We start from the raw sequence: 19,168 nt of genomic DNA, 5'->3' as shown, positions 1-19,168 counted from the left end.
GTTTGCCCAATGAAATCCAATGCGCGCTTCATCAACAGACAAACGTTCAACACCACGTTCGGTGCGGTGTCGGTTCTTGCGTTCCTGACAGCCTGCACCGTCGGCCCCGACTATCAAATGCAGCCACCGAGCCTGTCGCAGCATTACGACCAACAGGCCGAGCAGCGTCTCGGCCAGGGCGGCAACCAGCCTGGCGGGCAACACATCAACCTTGGCCAAAAGGTCAGCGGTGACTGGTGGACGGCCTTCCATTCGCCGAAGCTCGACCAGGTTGTGCGTCGCGCCATCGAGGGCAATCTTGAGCTCGTGGCGGCGGATGCAACGATCCGGCAAGCGGCGTCGTCCGTCGCGGCGGCGGAGGGGGCGCTTTATCCGCAGGTCGATTTTGGCGCCCAGGCGGGGCGTCAGCGGGTACACAACGCAAAAGAGCCTTCGATCTCCAATTTCTACGCGATCGGGCCGCGGGTCGGTTTTGACCTTGATGCGTTCGGCGGTAACAAGCGGCGGGTCGAGCAGCAGCAAGCGTTTACCGATCTTCAGAAGCATCGATACGAAGCGGCGTACCTGACCCTGACGGGGAATGTCGCCAGCCAGGCATTGTTGGTGGCGTCTGCCAATGCGCAGATGGCAGCCGTCGAAAAGCTGCTCGCCAATGACGCCAAGAACCTCGACTTGGTGCGCAGGGCACATGCCAGCGGCGTCACCACGCAGATCGACGTTTCGCTGGCTGAGACCCGGCTCGCCCAGGACCGCACACTGTTGCCGCCCCTCGCTCAGCAGCGTGATGCCGCGCGCCATGCGCTGTCGATTCTCACGGGCAAAGGCCCCGGCGACTGGATCGCGCCGGACTTCGATTTTGCCGAGTTCGTATTGCCGGCCAACGTGCCGGTGAGCGTGCCTTCGGAAATGGCCCACGGCCGACCGGACGTCCTGCAAGCAGAGGCCGAGCTGCACATGGCCAGCGCGGCAGTCGGTGTCGCGACTGCGAACCTCTATCCCCATGTAACGCTGTCCGCCTCGTTGGTACAGGCCGTTTCCGGCAATGGCGGTGCCGCGCTCTGGGGTTTGGCTGCAGGGTTGGCGGGGCCGATCTTCGACGGCGGAACGCTCAAGGCTGAACGTCAGGCTGCCGTCGACGGCTACAAGGCGACGCTCGCCGGTTATCAGCAGACGGTCATTCAGTCGTTCGGCCAGGTCGCGGACTCGTTGCAGGCGATCAACCATGACGCCGAGCAAAACCTGGCGCAGGAAGACGCGTTGCGCGCTGCAGAAACCAGTTTTCGGTTGAACCAGCAAGCCTACGCGCAAGGCGAGAACAGCATTCTCCAGGTGCTGGAAGCGGAACGTGCCTATGAGCAAGCGTTGCTGGGGCAAATTCGGGTGAAGACCGCGCAGTATCTCGACACGGTGCAGCTGTATGTAGCCCTCGGCGGTAATTCCGTGGGCGCGTTTGAGCAACGGATTGCCAGTCGCGAAGCACATAACCCTTCGTATCAATAACGGCTACGGCCCCGAACATTGGAGTCAAGAGATGTCTTACGAAGCTTTTCACGATGCACTTCGCGATACCCGGTTTGCGCTGAACCACGGCTCAGGTGAAATGCCGGCCGTTGGGTTTGGCACGCTGTTCAGTGATCTCAGCGTCACCACACAAGCGGTCAAGGACGCCTTGGAAGCGGGCTTTCGCCATTTCGATTGTGCAGAGCGCTATCGCAATGAGGAGAGTGTCGGCGCTGCGATAAAAGAGATGCTGGAGGCGGGCAAGATCCGCCGGGAGGACGTGTTCATTACCACTAAACTGTGGAACACCAACCATCGTCCCGAGCGAGTCAAACCTGCCTTCGAGGCCAGCTGCCGCCGCCTCCAAGTGGACTCTATCGACTGCTACCTGATCCATACGCCGTTTGCCTTTCAACCCGGTGAGAATCAGGACCCGAGAGACGAACAGGGTCGCGTCATCTACGACTCCGGCGTGACACTGATCGAGACCTGGAGAGCACTCGAACGCCTGGTGGATGAAGGCCGCTGCAAGTCCATCGGCTTGTCTGATATCACGTTGGAAGCGTTAAAAGAGATTGTGGCAGTGGCCCGGATCAAACCTGCCGTGGTGCAGGTCGAGTCCCACCCTTATCTGCCGGAATGGGAACTGCTTGAGTTCTGCAAACAGCATGGAATCGTCCTCCTGGCGTTCGCGCCACTGGGCCATGGCATGGAGCCGAAAGTGTTGGAAGACTCGGTGATTACAGGGATCGCCAAGCGCTTGCAGAAGACTCCGGCTCAAGTGGCATTGGCCTGGTCTGTACAACGGGGCGTTGCTTTTTTGACCACGTCCGCTACACCTAGTCATATCAAGGAAAACCTGGATATTTCCACCCTGCCGCATAGGGCGATGCTTGAGATCAAGGAAGATATTACGACCAGGGTACGATTCAACTCGGTCGTGGAAACCGGTGTGCCTGGATTTATTCCACGGAAAAAGTGACACGTGAAGAGGAGGGCGGCCTGCTGTAAGGCCGCCCCTGTTATCCACGGCCTTGAGGTGAAAACGATGGACGTTTTCCAAACCATGCGGTTTTTCATGGCTGTTGCCCAGAGCGGCAGTTTTACCGCGGCAGCCGAGCTATTGGACACCACGACAACCAACGTCTCCAAAGCCGTTTCCAGCCTCGAGACCAGGCTTCAAACCCGTCTGATTAACCGCACCACCCGACGCCTGGCGCTGACCGAAGCCGGTGCGCGCTATTTGCAACGATGCGAGAGGATTCTTGACGAGGTACGTGAAGCCGATGAGGAAGCCGGGAGCGCTCACACCCGGCCCGTGGGCAGGCTGAAAATTCATGCCATGTCAGCCATCGGTAATCACTATGTGATCGATACCATTGCCAAATACAGAGAGACTCATCCCTCGGTCATGTTTGATTTGACGCTGACCAATCGGCTACCTGACTTGCTTGAGGAAGGGTATGACATGTCGATTGTTTTAGCGCGGGATCTGCCCGATTCAGGGTTTGTCGCTCAGCGGCTTGGCATCACTTACAGCATTCTCTGCGCTTCGCCTGCTTATCTGAAGAAACGCGGAATCCCGGACTCTCCGGGTTCTCTTGGTACACATGATTGTTTGAGGATTGTTAATACGGTAATGCCGGTTGAACACTGGGCATTTGAGGGGCCTGAAGGCGTGGAGTCAATCAACGTCCCATTGTCTCCTTTTCATATCAATACGGCTGATGGAATGACCGTTGCGATAACAAACGGGATGGGCATCGGTATTCAGCCGATTGCTTCTGCGGTCAATGGTCTCAGGGCCGGCACGTTAGTGCGCGTGCTGCCGGAGTATCGGCTTGAAGAGTTGAATCTATTTGCAATCTACCCATCACGAAAATTCGTGGATGCGAAGACAAAGACTTGGGTCGAGTTTCTTAAACATCACATCCCGGGCATGTTGGCATCCGATGAAAAAATCGTAGGTTCGGGAAAAAATATCAGTTATTGAGTGGGTTGCACCACAGGCATGGAGTGTCGACCCTCCATCGTCCGCACGGTACTCAACCGTTTGAACATCCAGTGCCCATCACTTGATATTGCATGACATGCCGTTGATCGTGGGAGTCTTCATAGGTCATTTGCACCGGAACCGGTTTGCACTCGTCCGGAATCTCTGAGAGGTAAATGACTTTCTTAATGTCGAGCTTCGTTTCGTACGTGTAGATCTCAACAGGTGTTTTACTGGTCGCGTTAGTTGAATGGCCATCGTCTGCAATGGCGTGTGCGCCTATACCGGCAAGTGCCAGAAGAACCGCAATTTTTAAAGTTTTCATTATCTTCACCGTATCGTCCAAGGTTTACTCTGGGGCCGAGATGATCGTAAAACTCATCTCGGATTTCCGAGTGACTACCTCGTGAGCTAATGGATACTGACGCTATTGGCTCACTGGGTAGAGACGATGTTAGGTGTCTGAACTTCTTTCAAATAGCGGTCGACTGGACAAACACTGTTGCCGGTTTTCGCATGAATGGCCCAAAGATCGCAGGCTCCTACAGGGCATGGGTACGGGGGTACTCAACCTCTGCAGGAGCCTGCGATCTTTCTATTTTTGGCTACCCGACAAGGGCGGGGTGCGAGGCGGTATCAAGCGTTTCGTCCCCGTCGACTCGAACGCCGAAGCCAGGCGAAGCAGCGTTGAATCGTCATAGGCGCGACCGGCAAATGTCAGCCCGACGGGCATGCCGATGTCCGGCATGACACCCATCGGCACCGTGACCGTAGGAACGCCCAGGTGGCGGATGGCGAGATTGCCGTTGGCAACCCATACCCCGTTACTCCACGCGATGTCCGCAGACGTCGGATCGACATCGGCATTCGCCGGCCCAACGTCGGCTACCGTCGGAAAGATCACCGCGTCGAGCCCCAGCCGATCCATCCATTCCTCCAGATCGATTCGACGGGTCAGCTCCAGTGCACGCAGTCCATCCGGCAGCGTGTCGATCTGATCCCACGGCGTAATGCCGCGTTCGGCCATCCGCACATACTCGTCCATGCCTGCGGCAAGATCACCCTCGCGGTTGGGCAGCGTCCCCGGGTCGTGGGGGAAAATCAGCGGCCCGTTCACGTCGACCAGGCGATTGAGTTTTGGATCGCCGTTGGCTCGCAGAAAATCATCGAACGCCCAAGCCGTCAGATCCCACAACTCATGGTGCAGGAACTCTTTGGACACCAGGCCCCGATTAAACACAGTCGGTGCGCCAGGACGATCGCCCTCGCAATTGGTGACCAGCGGGAAATCGACTTCGAGCACTTCAGCGCCGGCCGCTTCGAGTGCCTTGCGCGCCGCATCCCAAAGCCCGATCACGGAAGGGCGGGTGTTGATGCGCTGGCCCGTCGGCCCACCGATGCCAGGCGCATCGCTGGTGCCCGCGTCGGGATCGGCGTTGATGTACATGCGAGGCACGCCGAAGCGCTTTCCTTTGAGCGCATCGCTTTTCGCGGCCAGCGATCCGTAGGAAGCGGGGCGCACCGAAGCGACACTCGGAATTGGCACCCAAGGTTGCATCCGCCATAGATCACCGCGTGTGTCGGGATCATCGGCCACCACCACATCGAGCACCTCGAGCAGGTCCGCCATCGTCCGGGCGAACGGCACGACCACGTCCATCGTCGGCGTCAACGGCCAGTTGCCGCGCACCGAGATCACCCCGCGCGAAGGCGTATAAGCACACAAACCGTTGTTCGAGGCAGGGCCACGTCCGCTCGACCAGGTTTCTTCCGCCAGGCCAAACGCCGAGAAACTGGCGGCGGTTGCCGTACCGGCGCCGTTCGATGAGCCCGATGCGAAAGGGGCGGTGAGGTAGTCGGCGTTGTACGGACTCTCCGCACGGCCATATACCCCGCGCTGCATGCCGCCGTTGGCCATCGGCGGCATATTGGTCTTGCCCAGGCAGATCGCCCCGGCGGCGCGAAGCCGTTCGATGGTGAACGCATCGCGATGAGCGATCAGGTTGGCGAAGGCGGGACTTCCAGAGGCGGCGGTCAGCTCCTTCACCAGATAACTGTCCTTGGCCGTGTAGGGGATGCCATCGAGCGGCCCCAGCGTCTCGCCCTTGGCCCGACGAGCATCGGACGCCTGCGCTTCCTTGAGCGCATCGGGGTTGCGCACCACCACCGCGTTGAGGGCGGTGGGCGTGTCGGCGCCGTCGTAGGCGTCGATCCGGGCGAGATAGGCCTGCACAAGCTCAACCGCCGTGGTCCGGCCGGATTCGAGCGCGGCACGCAGCTCGGCGATGGAAACTTCGGTGACCTCGATCATGCTGTTACCACCGGCTGTTGATGGGGGGCGCAGTGGATGTTTCCATTGCGCTGGATTTTGGGCTCAGAGACATCATTTCTCTCAAAATGGGGTTTCATATCGGTTCTCGTTGCACTGCATTGCGCGACAGTATCGGAGAACTTATGGCCCTCTGTCATTCGCCGAACACCTCTGCGCTCTGAAAGTGATGAGGTGGCGTGAAGGGTTGACCGTAGAGAGATCCCGGGAAACTGTCTTGTTTGGCCTGGCACGCCAGCCAGGCGCAGAACAGGTCCAGCTTCTTGTTGGGTTCCGGGCTTCGCTTGGCGATATAGGCGTAGTGACTTTGGTGGAAACCGAACGGTGCCAGCAAACGGCCAAGACGAATGTCATCGGCCACCAGATGCCAAGGGGCGACACAAATCCCTAGGCCGGCAATCGCCGCCTCCAAGGTGAAATAGTAGTGTTCAAACTCTACGCCGGCCGGCGCGGTAGCCTGATATCCAATGGCATCACTCCAGCTGGTCCAGGCATCCGGACGCGTTTTTGTATGGAGCAGTGGATGCAAGAAAATGGAATCTAACCCAGTCAGTTGGATACGCGCGGATAACGCGGGTGACAACACGATGCCCAACCTTTCAGGAAACAGCAGGAGGGTATTCTTTTGACCCTCAACGGCCCCCTGCTCGGCAGTGATCATCACGTCATATCGGTCTCGGTCCGGATCGGTGGCATGGACAAAGGAATTCAAGCGAATCTTGATATCAGGGTACTTCGCATTGAAATCGAAAAGACGGGGTATCAACCACTTGACCGTAAACGTGCTGAAGCAAGACACATCCAGAATACCCGTCGCGGTATCGCTGATTCGGCCTACAGCGGCCTCGATCCGATCCAGCGCAGCCGTCAATTCCGGCAGGAGTTCTTTCCCGGCAGCGGTGAGTTGCGGTTTGTTTTTCGGACCCTCGAACAGTTCCACCCCGAGACTCAGCTCTAACTGGCGTACCTGACGACTCACTGCTCCGGGCGTGACAGAAAGCTCATCGGCGGCAGACGTCATTTTGCCCAGCCGGGCAGCGGCCTCGAAAGAGCGGAGTGCATTCAATGGGGGGAGACGACGTTTCATAAAGTGACTTTAACTCAATTACTTCGGGCGCATAAATCGATTTCAAACCCCATCCCGGTTTCGCAGAATCACCCCGCTGTCCGCATGCCTGGTGACCTGTTCGGGTTTGCCGGAGTGGTAGGCACCTATCCAAAAAAAATTGAGAGAGTCTCACATGCCATTCGTTCGAACAGCCGTCATCAAAGGCACTGACCCGCAGCAACGCCAGCGCATCGTCGACGGCATACACCAAGCGTTGGTGGATAGCATTGGTATGCCCCAGGATGAACTGTTCAATCTGGTGGTGGACTACGATCCGGAACAATTTTTTTACAGCCGTACCTTTAATGGCGTTGCGCGTTCCGACCATTTGATCGTGATTGAAATAACGATGCGCAGAGGTCGCAGCGACGCGATGAAGCGGGAGTTATACAAAAAAATTGCAGACAATCTTGGCGCTCAAGCACAGGTTCGCCCGCAAGACCTTTTCATCTTCATGCATGAAAATGACTATTCAGACTGGTCGGTGGGCTCGGGCAAGTTTGCAATGGAGCTGGTGCAACAGCTCGGTAACACCTCTGCCGTGTAAGTCAGCTAACGCAAAGCCTCACTCCACCAGGTCTCAGCAACTGCGACGCTCTGTAGCAGCTGCCGAGCCTGCGAGGCTGCGTTCGGCTGCGCAGCAGTCGTGAGTCCGGCTGACGCGGGTTGCCTGATGCACCGCAAGGTCTGGTTTGACGACTGCTGCGCAGCCGAACGCAGCCTCGCAGGCTCGACAGCTGCTACGGACGAACGCAGTAGTTGCTACAGACCGCATTACGCCCCAGCCTGTTTATTCAACTCCTCTTCGACAGCCGCGATTTCTGCCTGCCGCTTGATGATCATGTCGCCCACGGGCGGGCCCTGGAAGCGTCGTTTTTCGAAGCTGAACCAGATGATGGCCGTCAGAATCAGAAAACCGATGGTGATGTACAGCGCCCAATCGTTCGGCGGTTGGATACCGATAGCGAAGATCAGCACCATCGAGAGGACCGAGAGGATGGCGAACAACGAGTAAAACGCTCGCCCCATGTTCCACGGTCCCATGGTCGGCCACTTCGAGGTTCCGTAGGTGAACAGGCCCAGCACGATGGGGATGATGAACGAGAAGAACAGGAAGATCACCGTGCAGGAAACCACAATCGTGTACACCGGCGTTTCGCCGATCGACACCAGCGACGATCCCCACACGAACAGCACCGCGAGGATGGAGCCGGTCCAGATCGCTGCCACCGGGCTGCGATGGCTTGGCGAAACCGTGGCCAGCGCCTTCGAGAAGGGTAGGCCTCCGTCACGGGAGAACGCGAAGATCATGCGCGAGACCGAGGTCACGGTCGCCAGCCCGCAGAGGAACTGCGAGATGAAAATCGCCACGTAAAGCGCCATTTTGATCGCCGGGTTCACCTGGGTGTCCATCGCCCAGAAGAACACATTCCAACCCTGCTTCGCCGCTTCATCCATGTTCGGCAACATCAGTACAAACGAGCAGAGCATGACCCAGCCGAACATCAACGACCAGGCCACCGACGTGACCATGCCGATCGGCACCGACACGGCAGCCTTGTGGGTCTCTTCAGACGTATGCGCGGAGGCGTCATAGCCGGTGATGGTGTAGATCGGCAGGAGCAGGCCGAGCATGAACACCCAGCCGTTCGACACTTGTGGCCAGACGTTGCCGCCCGCCGCGCCGGAGTAGTTGCTGAAGGTCACCAGACGGGCGAACTCATAACTGGGCGCGGCGATCAGGCAGACGATGGTCAACGCGGTGGCCGTGGCGAAGATCAGATAGCCCGAGAAGTCGGTGAGCTTGGCGGTCAGGCCGATGCCGAAGTGGTTACACAAGGCCTGGATGCCGGTCAGGATCGCCAGGAAAACGATCCGTGTGGTGATTGTGTCTTGCATGCCCAGGGCCGGTCCGAAGGCTCCGAAAAAGAAGTAATAAGTGCCGACGTTGATCGCGCCGAGCACCGTGATCAGCCCCAGCAGGTTGAACCAGGCCGTCAACCAGCCGGTGAAGCGGTTACCGAGAATCGAGCCCCAGTGATAGAGGCCACCGGCGGTGGGGTAGGCCGAGGAAATCTGCGCCATGGCCAAGGCGAAAACCCCGGAGATCAGGCAGCCCAGTGGCCAGCCGATGCCGATGGCCGCACCGCCTGCACCCGAAGTGCCCTGTGCCAGCGAGTTGATGCCACCGGAGAGGATGCAGATGATCGAAAAGGAAATGGCGAAGTTGGAGAAAACACCCATGCGTCGCGAGAGTTGCTGGGCATAGCCCATGCTGTGCAACACCTTGATGTCGTCGTCTTGTGGCGCGGTGGCGCCGGGTTGGCTTACAGGACTCATAATGTGTGCCTTGTCAGGTTTGATACACATCCATCCGCGTTGTGCGTTGCCGGATGGGACTGTCTTCAACCCCCTGTCTTACTGCTCCTGCGTCTAATGGATAAAACCCATCCATGTTGTGGCCGTTCTAAAGACGGCCGTGATAAGCCGCTTCGAAAATTTCTGCCGCGCCATTTCGTGTCAATGGCAGCGGATTACCGCCGGCGCAGGGATCGACAATCGCCATGTCGGCGATCAGGTCGGCCTGCTGATCATCCACCCCCAGCTCCACCAGCGTATGCGGCACGCCGATGTCCTTGCGCAGCTTGAGGACGAAGGCCATAAAGCTGTCGAAGCCCGGGGAGGGCAGGCGCAGATACGCCGCCAGACGGGTGATGCGCTCCTCAATGGCCGGGCGATTGAACTTCAGCACATAGGGCATGAACGTGGCATTGGTCATGCCGTGGTGGGTGTCATACAGGGCGCCCACCGGATGCGAGAGCGCGTGCATTCCTCCCAGGCCTTTCTGGAACGCAGTGGCGCCCATCGCCGCCGCCGCCAGCATTTGTGCGCGCGCGTCGAGGTCGGAAGGGGTGTGCACCGCCCGCACCAGGGCATTGGCCACCAGGCGCATGCCTTCCACCGCGATGCCTTCGGCCATGGGATGAAAACCGGGAGCGCAGTAGGATTCCAGGCAATGGGAAAACGCGTCCATGCCGGTGCCGGCGGTGACCTTGGCGGGCATGCCGACGGTAAGGGCGGGGTCGCTGATGACCACCCGCGGCATCATCTTCGGGTGGAAAATGATGCGTTTGGTGTGCGTGCGCTCGTCGATGATCACCGCCGCACGGCCGACCTCGGAACCGGTGCCCGCAGTGGTTGGCACGGCGATGACCGGGGCGATGCGGCTTTCGTCGGCGCGTGTCCAGTAGTCGCCGATGTCTTCGAAATCCCACACCGGTCGGGTCTGGCCGCTCATGAACGCGATGAGCTTGCCCATGTCCAGGCCGCTGCCACCGCCGAACGCCACCACGCCGTCATGGTTGCCGGCACGCCAGGCGTCGAGCCCACCGGCCAGGTTGGCTTCAACGGGGTTGGGCTTGAGGTCGCAGAACAGTGCGACACCGAGGCCGGCGGCGCGCAAGGATTCCAGCGCCGCCGTGGTGATCGGCGCACGCGCCAGGCCACTGTCGGTGACCAGCAACGGTCGCTGGATCCCTTGGCTGCGGCAGGTATCGGCCAGTTCGGCGATGCGGCCGACACCGAAGCGGATGCTCGTGGGGTAGTTCCAGTTCGCGGTCAGGCTCATGGCTCAAATCTCGTGGCGCAAGTGGAAGGATTTGGCTCGGGTCAGGTGCTCATAGCCCAGGCGCGACAGCGTTACGCCGCGCCCGCTGTTCTTCACCCCGGTCCAGGCCAGGGCCGGGTCCAGGTAATCGCAGCGGTTCATGAACACGGTGCCGGTGGCAATCTCGTTGCCGATGCGTTCGGCGGCGGCCAGGTCTTGCGTCCAGATCGAGGCGCTGAGCCCAAACTCGCTGTCGTTCATCAAGGCGATGGCTTCGTCGTCGCTGGCCACCGGCATGATGCCCACCACCGGGCCGAAGCTTTCCTCGCGCATCACCGACATGTGATGGGTGACGTCCACCAATGCCTGTGGCGCGAGGTAGGCGCTGCCCGGCGGGCCGGCGGCGAAGTCCTTTGGATCGATCAGCGCCCTGGCCCCTTGTGCCAGTGCATCGGCGATCTGCTTGCGAACGAACTCAGCGGCGCCCGGTGTGACCATTGGCCCGAGGGTGGTGGCTTCGTCCAGCGGGTTGCCCAGCACGTATTGGCGGGTCAGGGCAGCGAAGCGCTCGACAAAGGCCGGGTAGATTTTCTCATCGACATAAATCCGTTCGACGGCGCAGCAGCTCTGCCCGGAATTGAAGAAGCTGCCGTCTACCAGGTTTTCCACCGCATGATCGAGGTTGGCGTCTGCCCGGACGTAGGCCGGGTCTTTGCCGCCAAGCTCCAGGCCCACGCCGAGGAAACCTCCAACGGCCGCGTGTTCCATGGCCTCGCCACCGCTGACAGAACCGGTGAAGTTCACCTGCTGCACCCGTCCGGAGGTAATGATCGCCGCCGCATAGACATGACTGAGCAGCAGGTTATGGAACAGCCCTTCGGGCAGCTGGGCGCGGCGAAAGGCTTCGGCGAAACGCTCCCCGACCAGCAGCGTTTGCGTGGCGTGTTTGAGGATCACGCTGTTGCCCGCCATCAGCGCCGGGATGATCGTATTCACCGCCGTCAGATACGGATAATTCCACGGCGCGACGACCAGCACCGTACCCAGCGGCTCGCGTTTGATATAGCGCCGAAAACCCGCGACAGGCGTGGGCTCTACCGCTGCCAACGCTTCAGGCGCAATGGCGATCATATGCCGGGCACGTTCTTCGAAACCGCGCAGTTCACCAGCGCCGAAGCGTATCGGGCGGCCCATTTGCCAGGCCAGCTCCGGCACGATCTCGTCCTTCATCGCCAGCATCGCGTCCACGGCAGCGCTGCAAAACGCGGCGCGTTCGCTCAGTGGCCGGCGTTTCCATTGCGCCTGGGCGGTTTCGGCAGCCGTCAGGGCTTGCTCGATCTGTACCGCATCGGCACGGCGGCGTTCGGCATAGACCCGGCCATCGACCGGGGAGATAAGTTGAACGGTCTCAGTCATGGCGTGCTCAATAGCGCTCGAAGCCGCGCTGCAGTTCCCAGTCGGTTATCCGTCGGTCGTACTCTTTCTGTTCCCAGTCGGCGGTGTGCACGTAGTGGTCGATCACTTCATCACCGAACGCCTCGCGCAACATGCTCGACGCCTTGAGCGCGGCGCAGGCCTCGCGCAGGGTTTTCGACACTTCAGGCAAATGCTCATCGACGTAGGCATCGCCCTCGAACGGCGCCGCGAGTTCGAGCTTTTCGTCGATCCCGGCCAGGCCTGCGGCGATCAACGCGGCGAAGGCCAGATAGGGGTTGAGGTCGGCCCCGCCGATGCGGCATTCGATGCGGATGGATTTGCTGCCCTCGGCGCACAAACGAAAGCCGGCGGTGCGATTGTCCCGGCTCCAGACCGCCCGCGTTGGCGCGAAGGTGCCGGCCTGAAAGCGCTTGTACGAATTGATGTAGGGCGCAAGAAAGCAGGTGACGTCATTGGCGTATTTGAGCTGCCCGGCGACCCACGAGCGCATCAACTTCGACATGCCGAACTCGGCCTTGGGGTCGAAGAACAGCGATTTTTTGCCGTTCTTGTCCCACAGCGAATTGTGGATATGGCTGCTGGAACCGGCGGCGTCATAGCGCCACTTGGCCATGAACGTGATCGCCTTGCCTTGCAGTTGCGCGATCTCTTTGCAGGCGTGCTTGATGATGACGTGGTGGTCGGCCATGGTCATGGCGTCGGCATAACGAATGTTGATCTCTTCCTGCCCCGGCCCCCATTCGCCCTTGGAATTTTCCACGGGAATGCCGCAGGCCTGCAGGTGTTTGCGAATCGCCCGCAGCACTGGCTCCTCGCGGGTGGTCTGCAGGATGTTGTAATCCTCGATGTAGTGACCGGCGGTCTTGGGCTGGTGGTAATTGCGCTCGTGGATCGCCTGATAACTCTCATCAAACAGATAGAACTCCAGCTCAGAGGCGAACATGCCGGTATAGCCACGCTCGCGCAGGCGCTCGACCTGTTTTTTCAGGATCGCTCGCGGGCTGTGGGGCAGGTCTTTTCTGTGGTGATGATCGAGCACATCGCAGAGCACCAGCGCCGTGCATTCCAGCCACGGCACGCGCCGTAACGTAGACATGTCGGGTTTGAGCACAAAATCGCCATAGCCTTTGCTCCAACTGGCAGCGGCGTATCCCGGCACCGGCTCCATGTCGATGTCGTCGGCCAGCAGGTAATTGCAGCAGTGGGTTTCTTCGTGGCCGCTGTCGATGAAAAACTCGACCTGGAATCGCTTGCCGACCAGTCGCCCCTGCATATCGACCATGCACACCAGCACGGTATCGATTTCGCCGGCGGCAGCGGCGCGTTTAAGTGCTTCGAAACTGAGAAGGGGCTCGGTCATCGCGTCAGTCCTGCGTGAATGATCTGGACCTGTCTGAAATAGCTGTTGCAGACGCTCTCCAGAAAAAACCAAAACCTGCAGACGCGAGCATCGTGAGCAATAAGCTGTTGAAAGCTTAGCCTACTGTTGCTAGGCGCACGTTATGGTGAGCGGGGCTTGATGATTCATGCTGTTCACTTAAGCAGTTTCAGTCGCGACGCGTTCTTTGTAGCAGCTGCCGAAAGCTGCGCTTGGCTGTAGCAGCTGTCGAGCTTGCGAGGCTGCGTTCGGCTGCGAAGCAGTCGTCAAACCAGACGTTGCGGTACGTCAGGCAGACCGCGTCAGCCGGATTCACGACTGCTGCGCAGCCGAACGCAGGCTTCGCCAGCTGCTACAGATCGCAGCATTGGTCTGCTTGGTGGCGGTTAGCTCCAACGCTGTGGACGTTCGTTTCCCCAATCTGGTGTGGCGAGGAGCAAATCCCCTCGCCACCGGTTGCGTTAGTTATTCCTTCGGTTCGACGTGATCCAGCGCCTGGTTCACCGCCAGTTCACCGAGCATGACCACTTGCGCAATGCCCAGCAGGGTCTTGCGATGTGAGGTTTCCAGCAATGCTGCGAAATTGTTGAGCATGAGGGTGGCCGAGCCGAGCGTTTCGCTGGCGTTGGCCAGCAGGGCTTCGGTGTTGTACTTCGGGTTGGCGAGGTACATGGGCTCGGGTTCGTGGGTGGAGGCCATGATCTGGGCGGCCGGGTTGAGGTAGTGGTCGAGGGCGCGCTCGGCGGCTTCGTGGAGTTTCTTTGAATCGGGGGATTCGTAGGGGGATGTTGGGTCTGTGGCAGGCGGATTGGGTGTAGGTTTGAACATGGATGAAACTCCTGGAAAAACTATTTAAGGAGCCATCACCCTTTGCTACCAAACGAAGGGTGGCGGCCATGCACAGGTTGGTAGACCGGTCCAGGAACCCGGCGCGCCCGAAGGAGCCCTACGCATGGCCACCATAAAAACAGAGGTGAAAAAACGACCTCTGCAAAAGGCGGCGCTATGCGCCTGGAAATACCGGGCTACCAAACCCGATCACTGTTTTTCAGTGACCGGGAAACGATAAAACCCGAGCCCAAAGCGCACAAGCCGGCGGATTCTGGCGCAGTCGTAGGCAACGACGCAAGGCGTTGTAGCCTTGATGAAGTAACACCGGGTGTCTTTAAACATGCAGCTTAAACACCGTGGGTGTATGTGGTGATTCGCCCCGTCAGGAAAGGACTGACGGGGCGTTTTTTGTTGCGTTGGGTGCAAATCTATCGCTGCTCTTACGTGTGATGAATCTCCCGATCCTTGGTTTCCGGCAGGAAGAAAGTACCAAGGATGGCCGTCATCACCGCGATCACGATCGGGTACCACAGCCCGTAGTAGATATCACCCGTGGCCGCGACCATGGCGAACGCAACTGTGGGCAGGAAGCCGCCGAACCAGCCATTGCCGATGTGGTAGGGCAGCGACATCGAGGTGTAGCGGATGCGCGCCGGGAAGAGCTCCACCAGCCAGGCAGCGATCGGGCCGTAGACCATGGTCACGTAGATCACCAGGATGGTCAGGAGCAGCAACACCATCGGATAGTTGGTCTTGGCCGGGTCGGCCTTCTCGGGGTAGCCGGCGTCCTTGAGGGCGGTACCGAGGGTGGCGACGAAGGCGTCGTTGCGGGTCTTGAAGTCAGCGGCGGGCATGCCGGTGCCTTCGAAACTCGGGATCACCTTGTCACCGATGCGCACCTGCGCGACGGCGCCAGGCGCGGCTTTCTCGTTTTTGTAGGGGATGGCCTTCTTCGCCAGCACAGTCTTGGCGAGGTCACAGGAACTGGTGAATTTGGCCTTGCCCACCGGGTCGAACTGGAACGAGCACTGGCCGGGATCGGCGACCACCGTGACCGGATTCTTCGCCTGCGCGGCAAACACGTCGGGGTTACCGAACTCGGTCAACGCATGGAAGATCGGGAAGTAGGTCACGGCTGCGAGGATGCACCCGGCCATGACGATGCCCTTGCGGCCGATGCGGTCGGACAGGCTGCCGAACAGGATGAAGAACGGCGTGCCGATCAGCAGCGAGCCGGCAATCAAATAGTTGGCGGTCTGCGGGTCGATTTTCAGTGTTTGCAGCAGGAAGAACAGCGCATAGAACTGCCCGGTGTACCAGACCACCGCCTGGCCGGCCGTGCCGCCGAGCAAGGCCATGATCACAATCTTGAGGTTGTCCCAGCGGGCGAAGGATTCGGTCAGCGGTGCCTTGGAAGACTTGCCTTCTTCTTTCATCTTCTTGAATACCGGCGACTCGGCGAGTTGCAAGCGAATGTAGACCGAGACGATCAGCAGCAGGATCGACAGCAGGAAGGGAATCCGCCAGCCCCAGGCCTCGAAGGCTTCGGTGCCGAGCAGGGTGCGGCAGGCGAGAATCACCAGCAACGACAGAAACAGGCCGAGGGTCGCGGTGGTCTGGATCCACGAAGTGAAGTAGCCGCGCTTGCCTTTGGGCGCATGCTCGGCCACGTAAGTCGCCGCGCCGCCGTACTCACCCCCTAGGGCCAGGCCTTGCAGCAGACGCAGGGTGATCAGGATGACCGGTGCCGCCACGCCGATGGTCGCGTAGCCGGGCAGAAAACCCACGACGGCGGTGGAGACACCCATGATCACAATGGTGATGAGGAACGTGTGCTTGCGCCCGATCATGTCGCCCAGTCGGCCGAACACGATGGCGCCGAAGGGCCGCACGGCGAAACCCGCAGCGAACGCGAGCAGCGCAAAGATGAAGGAGGTTGTTTCATTGACGCCCGCGAAGAAGTGCTTGGCGATGATCGCCGCGAGGGAGCCGTAAAGATAGAAGTCGTACCACTCGAAAACCGTGCCCAGGGACGAGGCGAAAATGACCTTGCGTTCCTCCTTGGTGATCCCTCGGTTGGGCATGCTGCCCGTGGCTGTAGTGTCAATCGTGGCCATGAGTCTTCTCCGTCTTGCTCTTGTTGAAGGCCGGAGTACCTCATCACTTTTGCCGCACCCAGGCCCTAGGGCTGATGTCGTCGGATTACCAATTGCGCGAATAATGGAAACAGGGCTGACGGCCTCGCATTGCTGCATGGTTTCTTGAAGCATAATCGGCTTCGCGCAGATATCCACTCGCCAACGTGCCCGGCGGGGGCCACTCCCACCGGGCACATTCGCGGATTTAGCCCTTGGCCGCCATCGCGGTGACTTCCACACGCATGCCTTCGACCGCCAAAGCGGCCACGCCAACGGCGGCGCGAACCGGCCAGGGCTTGGCGAAGAAGCGCTGGTAGACCTCGTTGAACGCGGCGCGGTCGGCCATGTCGGTGAGGTAGATGGTCAGATGCAGCACCCGGTCCATGGAACTGCCGGCGTTCTCCAGCGCGACCTTGAGCGCCTGCAGAGTGCACTCGCTTTGCAGGGTGATGTCGCCCAGCTCCAGACTGCCGTCGGCGCGGGTAGGAATTTGAGTGGAGACCAGCAGGCCGCCGAAACCGGCGACGTCGGAGGAGATGGATTCCGCGTCGGGATCGGGGAGGAAAGTGATGTCGTGGTTTGCCATGGGGGTCTCTTGTTTGTGGGGGTGAAGGGGGGCTGGGGCATTCAATGGTGCGACGCCTTTTTTGCGCGGCCAGTTTACAGCCTCATCGTCAGGCCGTTCGTTCTGTTGTGTATCACCTGCTAAACACTTTCAGCCACATCAATCTGCAACGAAAGCATGCACTTCGCTGCGCTGTCCGACGCTGGATCTATCGCGGCATCCACCATGGCCCTGACCGCCGTTTGCGCCAGCGCCTCGATCGGATGTGACAGCACGGCTTGAACGATGCCGTCACGCAGGGCGGTCCCGGTGACGGGGGTCAGGTCGTGGCACACCACGACGGGTAGCGCGATGTGCTGGGCTTTCAGTTCGCGCAAGGCGTTGATGACCCCCTCGATACCGCCACCTGCCACATACAGTCCGACCAAGTCGGGTTGGCTGGTGAGCAGGTCGAGCGTGCCGGCATAGGCGAATTCCTCGTCCTCCAGAGTCAGGCGCGTAGCCAGCAATTCCCAGTCCTGGGGTTGTTCCGACAGGAAGGAGCGAAAACTCATTTCACACAGTTCCTGGCACTGAAAGCGCTGGGTGCCGACCATCACGGCCACTGGCCCCGGTTGCGCTGCCAGGTGCTTGATGAACCAGCCGGCGGTGCGGCCCATGGCACGGTTGTCGACGCCGACATAACCGGCGCCGGCCGAGGCGCTCAGCTCGGACACCAGGGCGACCACATGAATGCCGGCCGCTCGCAATTGCGCCATGGCCTCGCGAACAGCCGGATGGTCGGCGGCCACCACGCCCAAGGCATCGACTTCGCCTTGCAACTTGAGGATGCGTTCTGCGGTGGCGGCCGGGGCCAGGTCGTCGATGTAGTGGATCAGCACCCGAACCTGGGCCCGCACGCTGGCCGTCGCCGCCTCAGCCAAGGCCTTTGCCAGCCCCTGATAAAACGCCACGCCACGCTTTTGCAGCAGAAACCCCAAACGCACGGTCGGGCGCTGCTGCAGCACTCGTTGCTCGATCACATTACGCCCGTAGAAGCCCAGTCGGGCGGCAGCCTCGGCAATGCGTTGCGCGGTATCGGCGCGCACGTTGGCCCGCAGGTTCATCACCCGGTCCACGGTGGACAGGCTCACCCCGGCGGCCAGGGCCACGTCTTCCATGGTTGAACGACGACCGATCGGGTTGACGGCTTTTGACGAAGAATGCTCTGACATGAAATGAAAGCCTATCTGAAACTTTTGACGGGTTTTGACAGGTATTGCCGACCGACTATAGCAGCCATGGACCTGCCCGCCTTAGGATTTCTCCCAGCGAAACATCGCTACCCATAACAATAATCACCGGAGCCTGACATGACCCTCCACATTTCCACCGCGCCTTGTTGCTGGGGCGTCGACGACGTCAACAATCCTCATCTGCCGGCGTGGCAACAGGTTCTTGGCGAAGCGGCGCAAGCGGGGTATCGCGGCATCGAATTGGGGCCATACGGTTACCTGCCACTGGACGCCGACGCGGTGGGCTCGGTGCTGGTCGAACACGGCCTGCATGTGGTGGCTGGCACGGTATTCGACAATCTGGTCGACCCCGCCAATCTACCCAGCCTGCTGCATCAAACCCGTAATATCTGCGCATTGCTCAAGCAGTTGCCGGCGATCCCACTGGAGCCGGGGCAACGTTTCGCCATGCCGTGTCTGGTGGTCATCGATTGGGGGCATGAGGAGCGTGACTACGCCGCTGGCCACTCTGACCGCGCGCCGCGCCTGGCGCCCGATGCCTGGCGGGGCATGATGGCCCACATCCGCGCCATCGCCGAGTTGGCGTGGACGGAATTCGGTGTGCGCACGGTGATTCATCCGCACGCCGGGGGCTACATCGAGTTCGCCGACGAGTTGGCCCGACTGGTCGAAGACATCCCCTACGAAGTGGCCGGCCTGTGCCTGGACACCGGCCATCTGTACTACGCCGGCATGGACCCGGTGCAGACCCTGCGCCAGTACGCGGACCGCGTGGATTACCTGCATTTCAAAGACATCGATCAGGCCGTGTTCGATCAAGTGCTGGGCGAACACATCACCTTCTTCGCCGCGTGCGCAAGAGGCGTGATGTGCCCGATCGGCCAGGGTGTCATCGACTACGGCGCCTTGCGCGAGCTGATCACCGAGATCGGTTACCAGGGTTACATCACGGTCGAGCAAGAGCGTGATCCACGTAACGCCCATGGCAGCCTGCGCGACGTGGCTGCCAGCCGTGACTACCTGTCCCGGGCGGGTTTCTGATTTCTC

At 60.1% G+C, this 19,168-nt stretch carries 16 protein-coding genes; 5 read left to right on the top strand and 11 right to left on the bottom strand.

Annotated elements, in window-relative coordinates; translation table 11 throughout:
• Positions 1-9 precede the first annotated feature (9 nt).
• The 3 genes from JUI81_RS07445 to JUI81_RS07435 all read left to right on the top strand — a co-directional run bounded on the left by JUI81_RS07445 (position 10) and on the right by JUI81_RS07435 (position 3,493).
• On the top strand, positions 10-1,500 hold the full coding sequence (locus JUI81_RS07445; RefSeq protein ID WP_204124020.1) for an efflux transporter outer membrane subunit: 1,491 nt from the start codon (positions 10-12) through the stop codon (positions 1,498-1,500).
• 31 nt (positions 1,501-1,531) lie between these two features.
• Positions 1,532-2,482, top strand: a complete 951-nt coding sequence (locus JUI81_RS07440) for an aldo/keto reductase (RefSeq protein WP_138867833.1) — start codon at positions 1,532-1,534, stop codon at positions 2,480-2,482.
• A gap of 66 nt (positions 2,483-2,548) precedes the next feature.
• Positions 2,549-3,493, top strand: coding sequence for a LysR family transcriptional regulator (locus JUI81_RS07435; protein WP_064621302.1), 945 nt, complete (start codon positions 2,549-2,551; stop codon positions 3,491-3,493).
• A gap of 52 nt (positions 3,494-3,545) precedes the next feature.
• Here JUI81_RS07435 and JUI81_RS07430 read toward each other — a convergent pair whose 3' ends face one another.
• The 3 genes from JUI81_RS07430 to JUI81_RS07420 form a co-directional block, all read right to left on the bottom strand.
• The gene (locus JUI81_RS07430; RefSeq protein WP_204124019.1) at positions 3,546-3,818 is read right to left on the bottom strand and encodes a DUF2790 domain-containing protein; all 273 of its coding nucleotides are present in this window, start codon (positions 3,816-3,818) and stop codon (positions 3,546-3,548) included.
• Between the two features lie 270 nt (positions 3,819-4,088).
• The gene (locus tag JUI81_RS07425; RefSeq protein WP_204124018.1) at positions 4,089-5,804 is read right to left on the bottom strand and encodes an amidase; all 1,716 of its coding nucleotides are present in this window, start codon (positions 5,802-5,804) and stop codon (positions 4,089-4,091) included.
• Positions 5,805-5,958: 154 nt separating this feature from the next.
• A complete protein-coding gene (locus JUI81_RS07420; RefSeq protein WP_239077667.1) occupies positions 5,959-6,909 on the bottom strand; it encodes a LysR substrate-binding domain-containing protein in 951 nt (316 codons plus the stop codon).
• A 154-nt stretch (positions 6,910-7,063) separates the two neighbouring features.
• Here JUI81_RS07420 and JUI81_RS07415 point away from each other — a divergent pair, with 154 nt between their 5' ends.
• Positions 7,064-7,477 carry a tautomerase family protein gene (locus JUI81_RS07415; RefSeq protein WP_204124017.1) on the top strand — a complete coding sequence of 138 codons (414 nt, stop codon included), beginning with the start codon at positions 7,064-7,066 and terminating at the stop codon, positions 7,475-7,477.
• Positions 7,478-7,704: 227 nt separating this feature from the next.
• On the opposite strand, the gene JUI81_RS07410 is transcribed toward JUI81_RS07415, so the two are convergent.
• From JUI81_RS07410 to JUI81_RS07375, 8 genes are all read right to left on the bottom strand, one after another.
• Positions 7,705-9,270 (bottom strand): amino acid permease, encoded by a 1,566-nt coding sequence (locus tag JUI81_RS07410; protein WP_204124016.1) that lies wholly within the window; start codon positions 9,268-9,270, stop codon positions 7,705-7,707.
• Positions 9,271-9,397: 127 nt separating this feature from the next.
• Positions 9,398-10,558 carry an iron-containing alcohol dehydrogenase gene (locus JUI81_RS07405; protein ID WP_019580247.1) on the bottom strand — a complete coding sequence of 387 codons (1,161 nt, stop codon included), beginning with the start codon at positions 10,556-10,558 and terminating at the stop codon, positions 9,398-9,400.
• A 3-nt stretch (positions 10,559-10,561) separates the two neighbouring features.
• Positions 10,562-11,953 (bottom strand): aldehyde dehydrogenase family protein, encoded by a 1,392-nt coding sequence (locus tag JUI81_RS07400; RefSeq protein ID WP_204124015.1) that lies wholly within the window; start codon positions 11,951-11,953, stop codon positions 10,562-10,564.
• A gap of 7 nt (positions 11,954-11,960) precedes the next feature.
• The gene (locus tag JUI81_RS07395) at positions 11,961-13,334 is read right to left on the bottom strand and encodes a glutamine synthetase family protein (protein ID WP_019580249.1); all 1,374 of its coding nucleotides are present in this window, start codon (positions 13,332-13,334) and stop codon (positions 11,961-11,963) included.
• A 483-nt stretch (positions 13,335-13,817) separates the two neighbouring features.
• A complete protein-coding gene (locus JUI81_RS07390) occupies positions 13,818-14,180 on the bottom strand; it encodes a DUF6124 family protein (RefSeq protein ID WP_019580250.1) in 363 nt (120 codons plus the stop codon).
• 443 nt (positions 14,181-14,623) lie between these two features.
• Entirely contained in the window at positions 14,624-16,300 is a 1,677-nt protein-coding gene (locus tag JUI81_RS07385; protein WP_028941393.1) for an MFS transporter, read from the bottom strand.
• A gap of 226 nt (positions 16,301-16,526) precedes the next feature.
• Positions 16,527-16,907 carry a RidA family protein gene (locus tag JUI81_RS07380; protein WP_019580252.1) on the bottom strand — a complete coding sequence of 127 codons (381 nt, stop codon included), beginning with the start codon at positions 16,905-16,907 and terminating at the stop codon, positions 16,527-16,529.
• A gap of 119 nt (positions 16,908-17,026) precedes the next feature.
• Positions 17,027-18,100, bottom strand: coding sequence for a LacI family DNA-binding transcriptional regulator (locus tag JUI81_RS07375; protein WP_204124014.1), 1,074 nt, complete (start codon positions 18,098-18,100; stop codon positions 17,027-17,029).
• Between the two features lie 138 nt (positions 18,101-18,238).
• Between JUI81_RS07375 and JUI81_RS07370 the strand changes: the two genes are divergently transcribed.
• Entirely contained in the window at positions 18,239-19,162 is a 924-nt protein-coding gene (locus JUI81_RS07370) for a TIM barrel protein (RefSeq protein ID WP_204124013.1), read from the top strand.
• Positions 19,163-19,168 lie beyond the last annotated feature (6 nt).

The organism is Pseudomonas sp. 008 (assembly GCF_016861935.1).
In the GTDB taxonomy this organism is placed as follows: Bacteria; Pseudomonadota; Gammaproteobacteria; order Pseudomonadales; family Pseudomonadaceae; genus Aquipseudomonas.
Note: the sequence above shows the minus strand (reverse complement) of the source record. Positions and strands in the feature narration are given on the sequence as shown.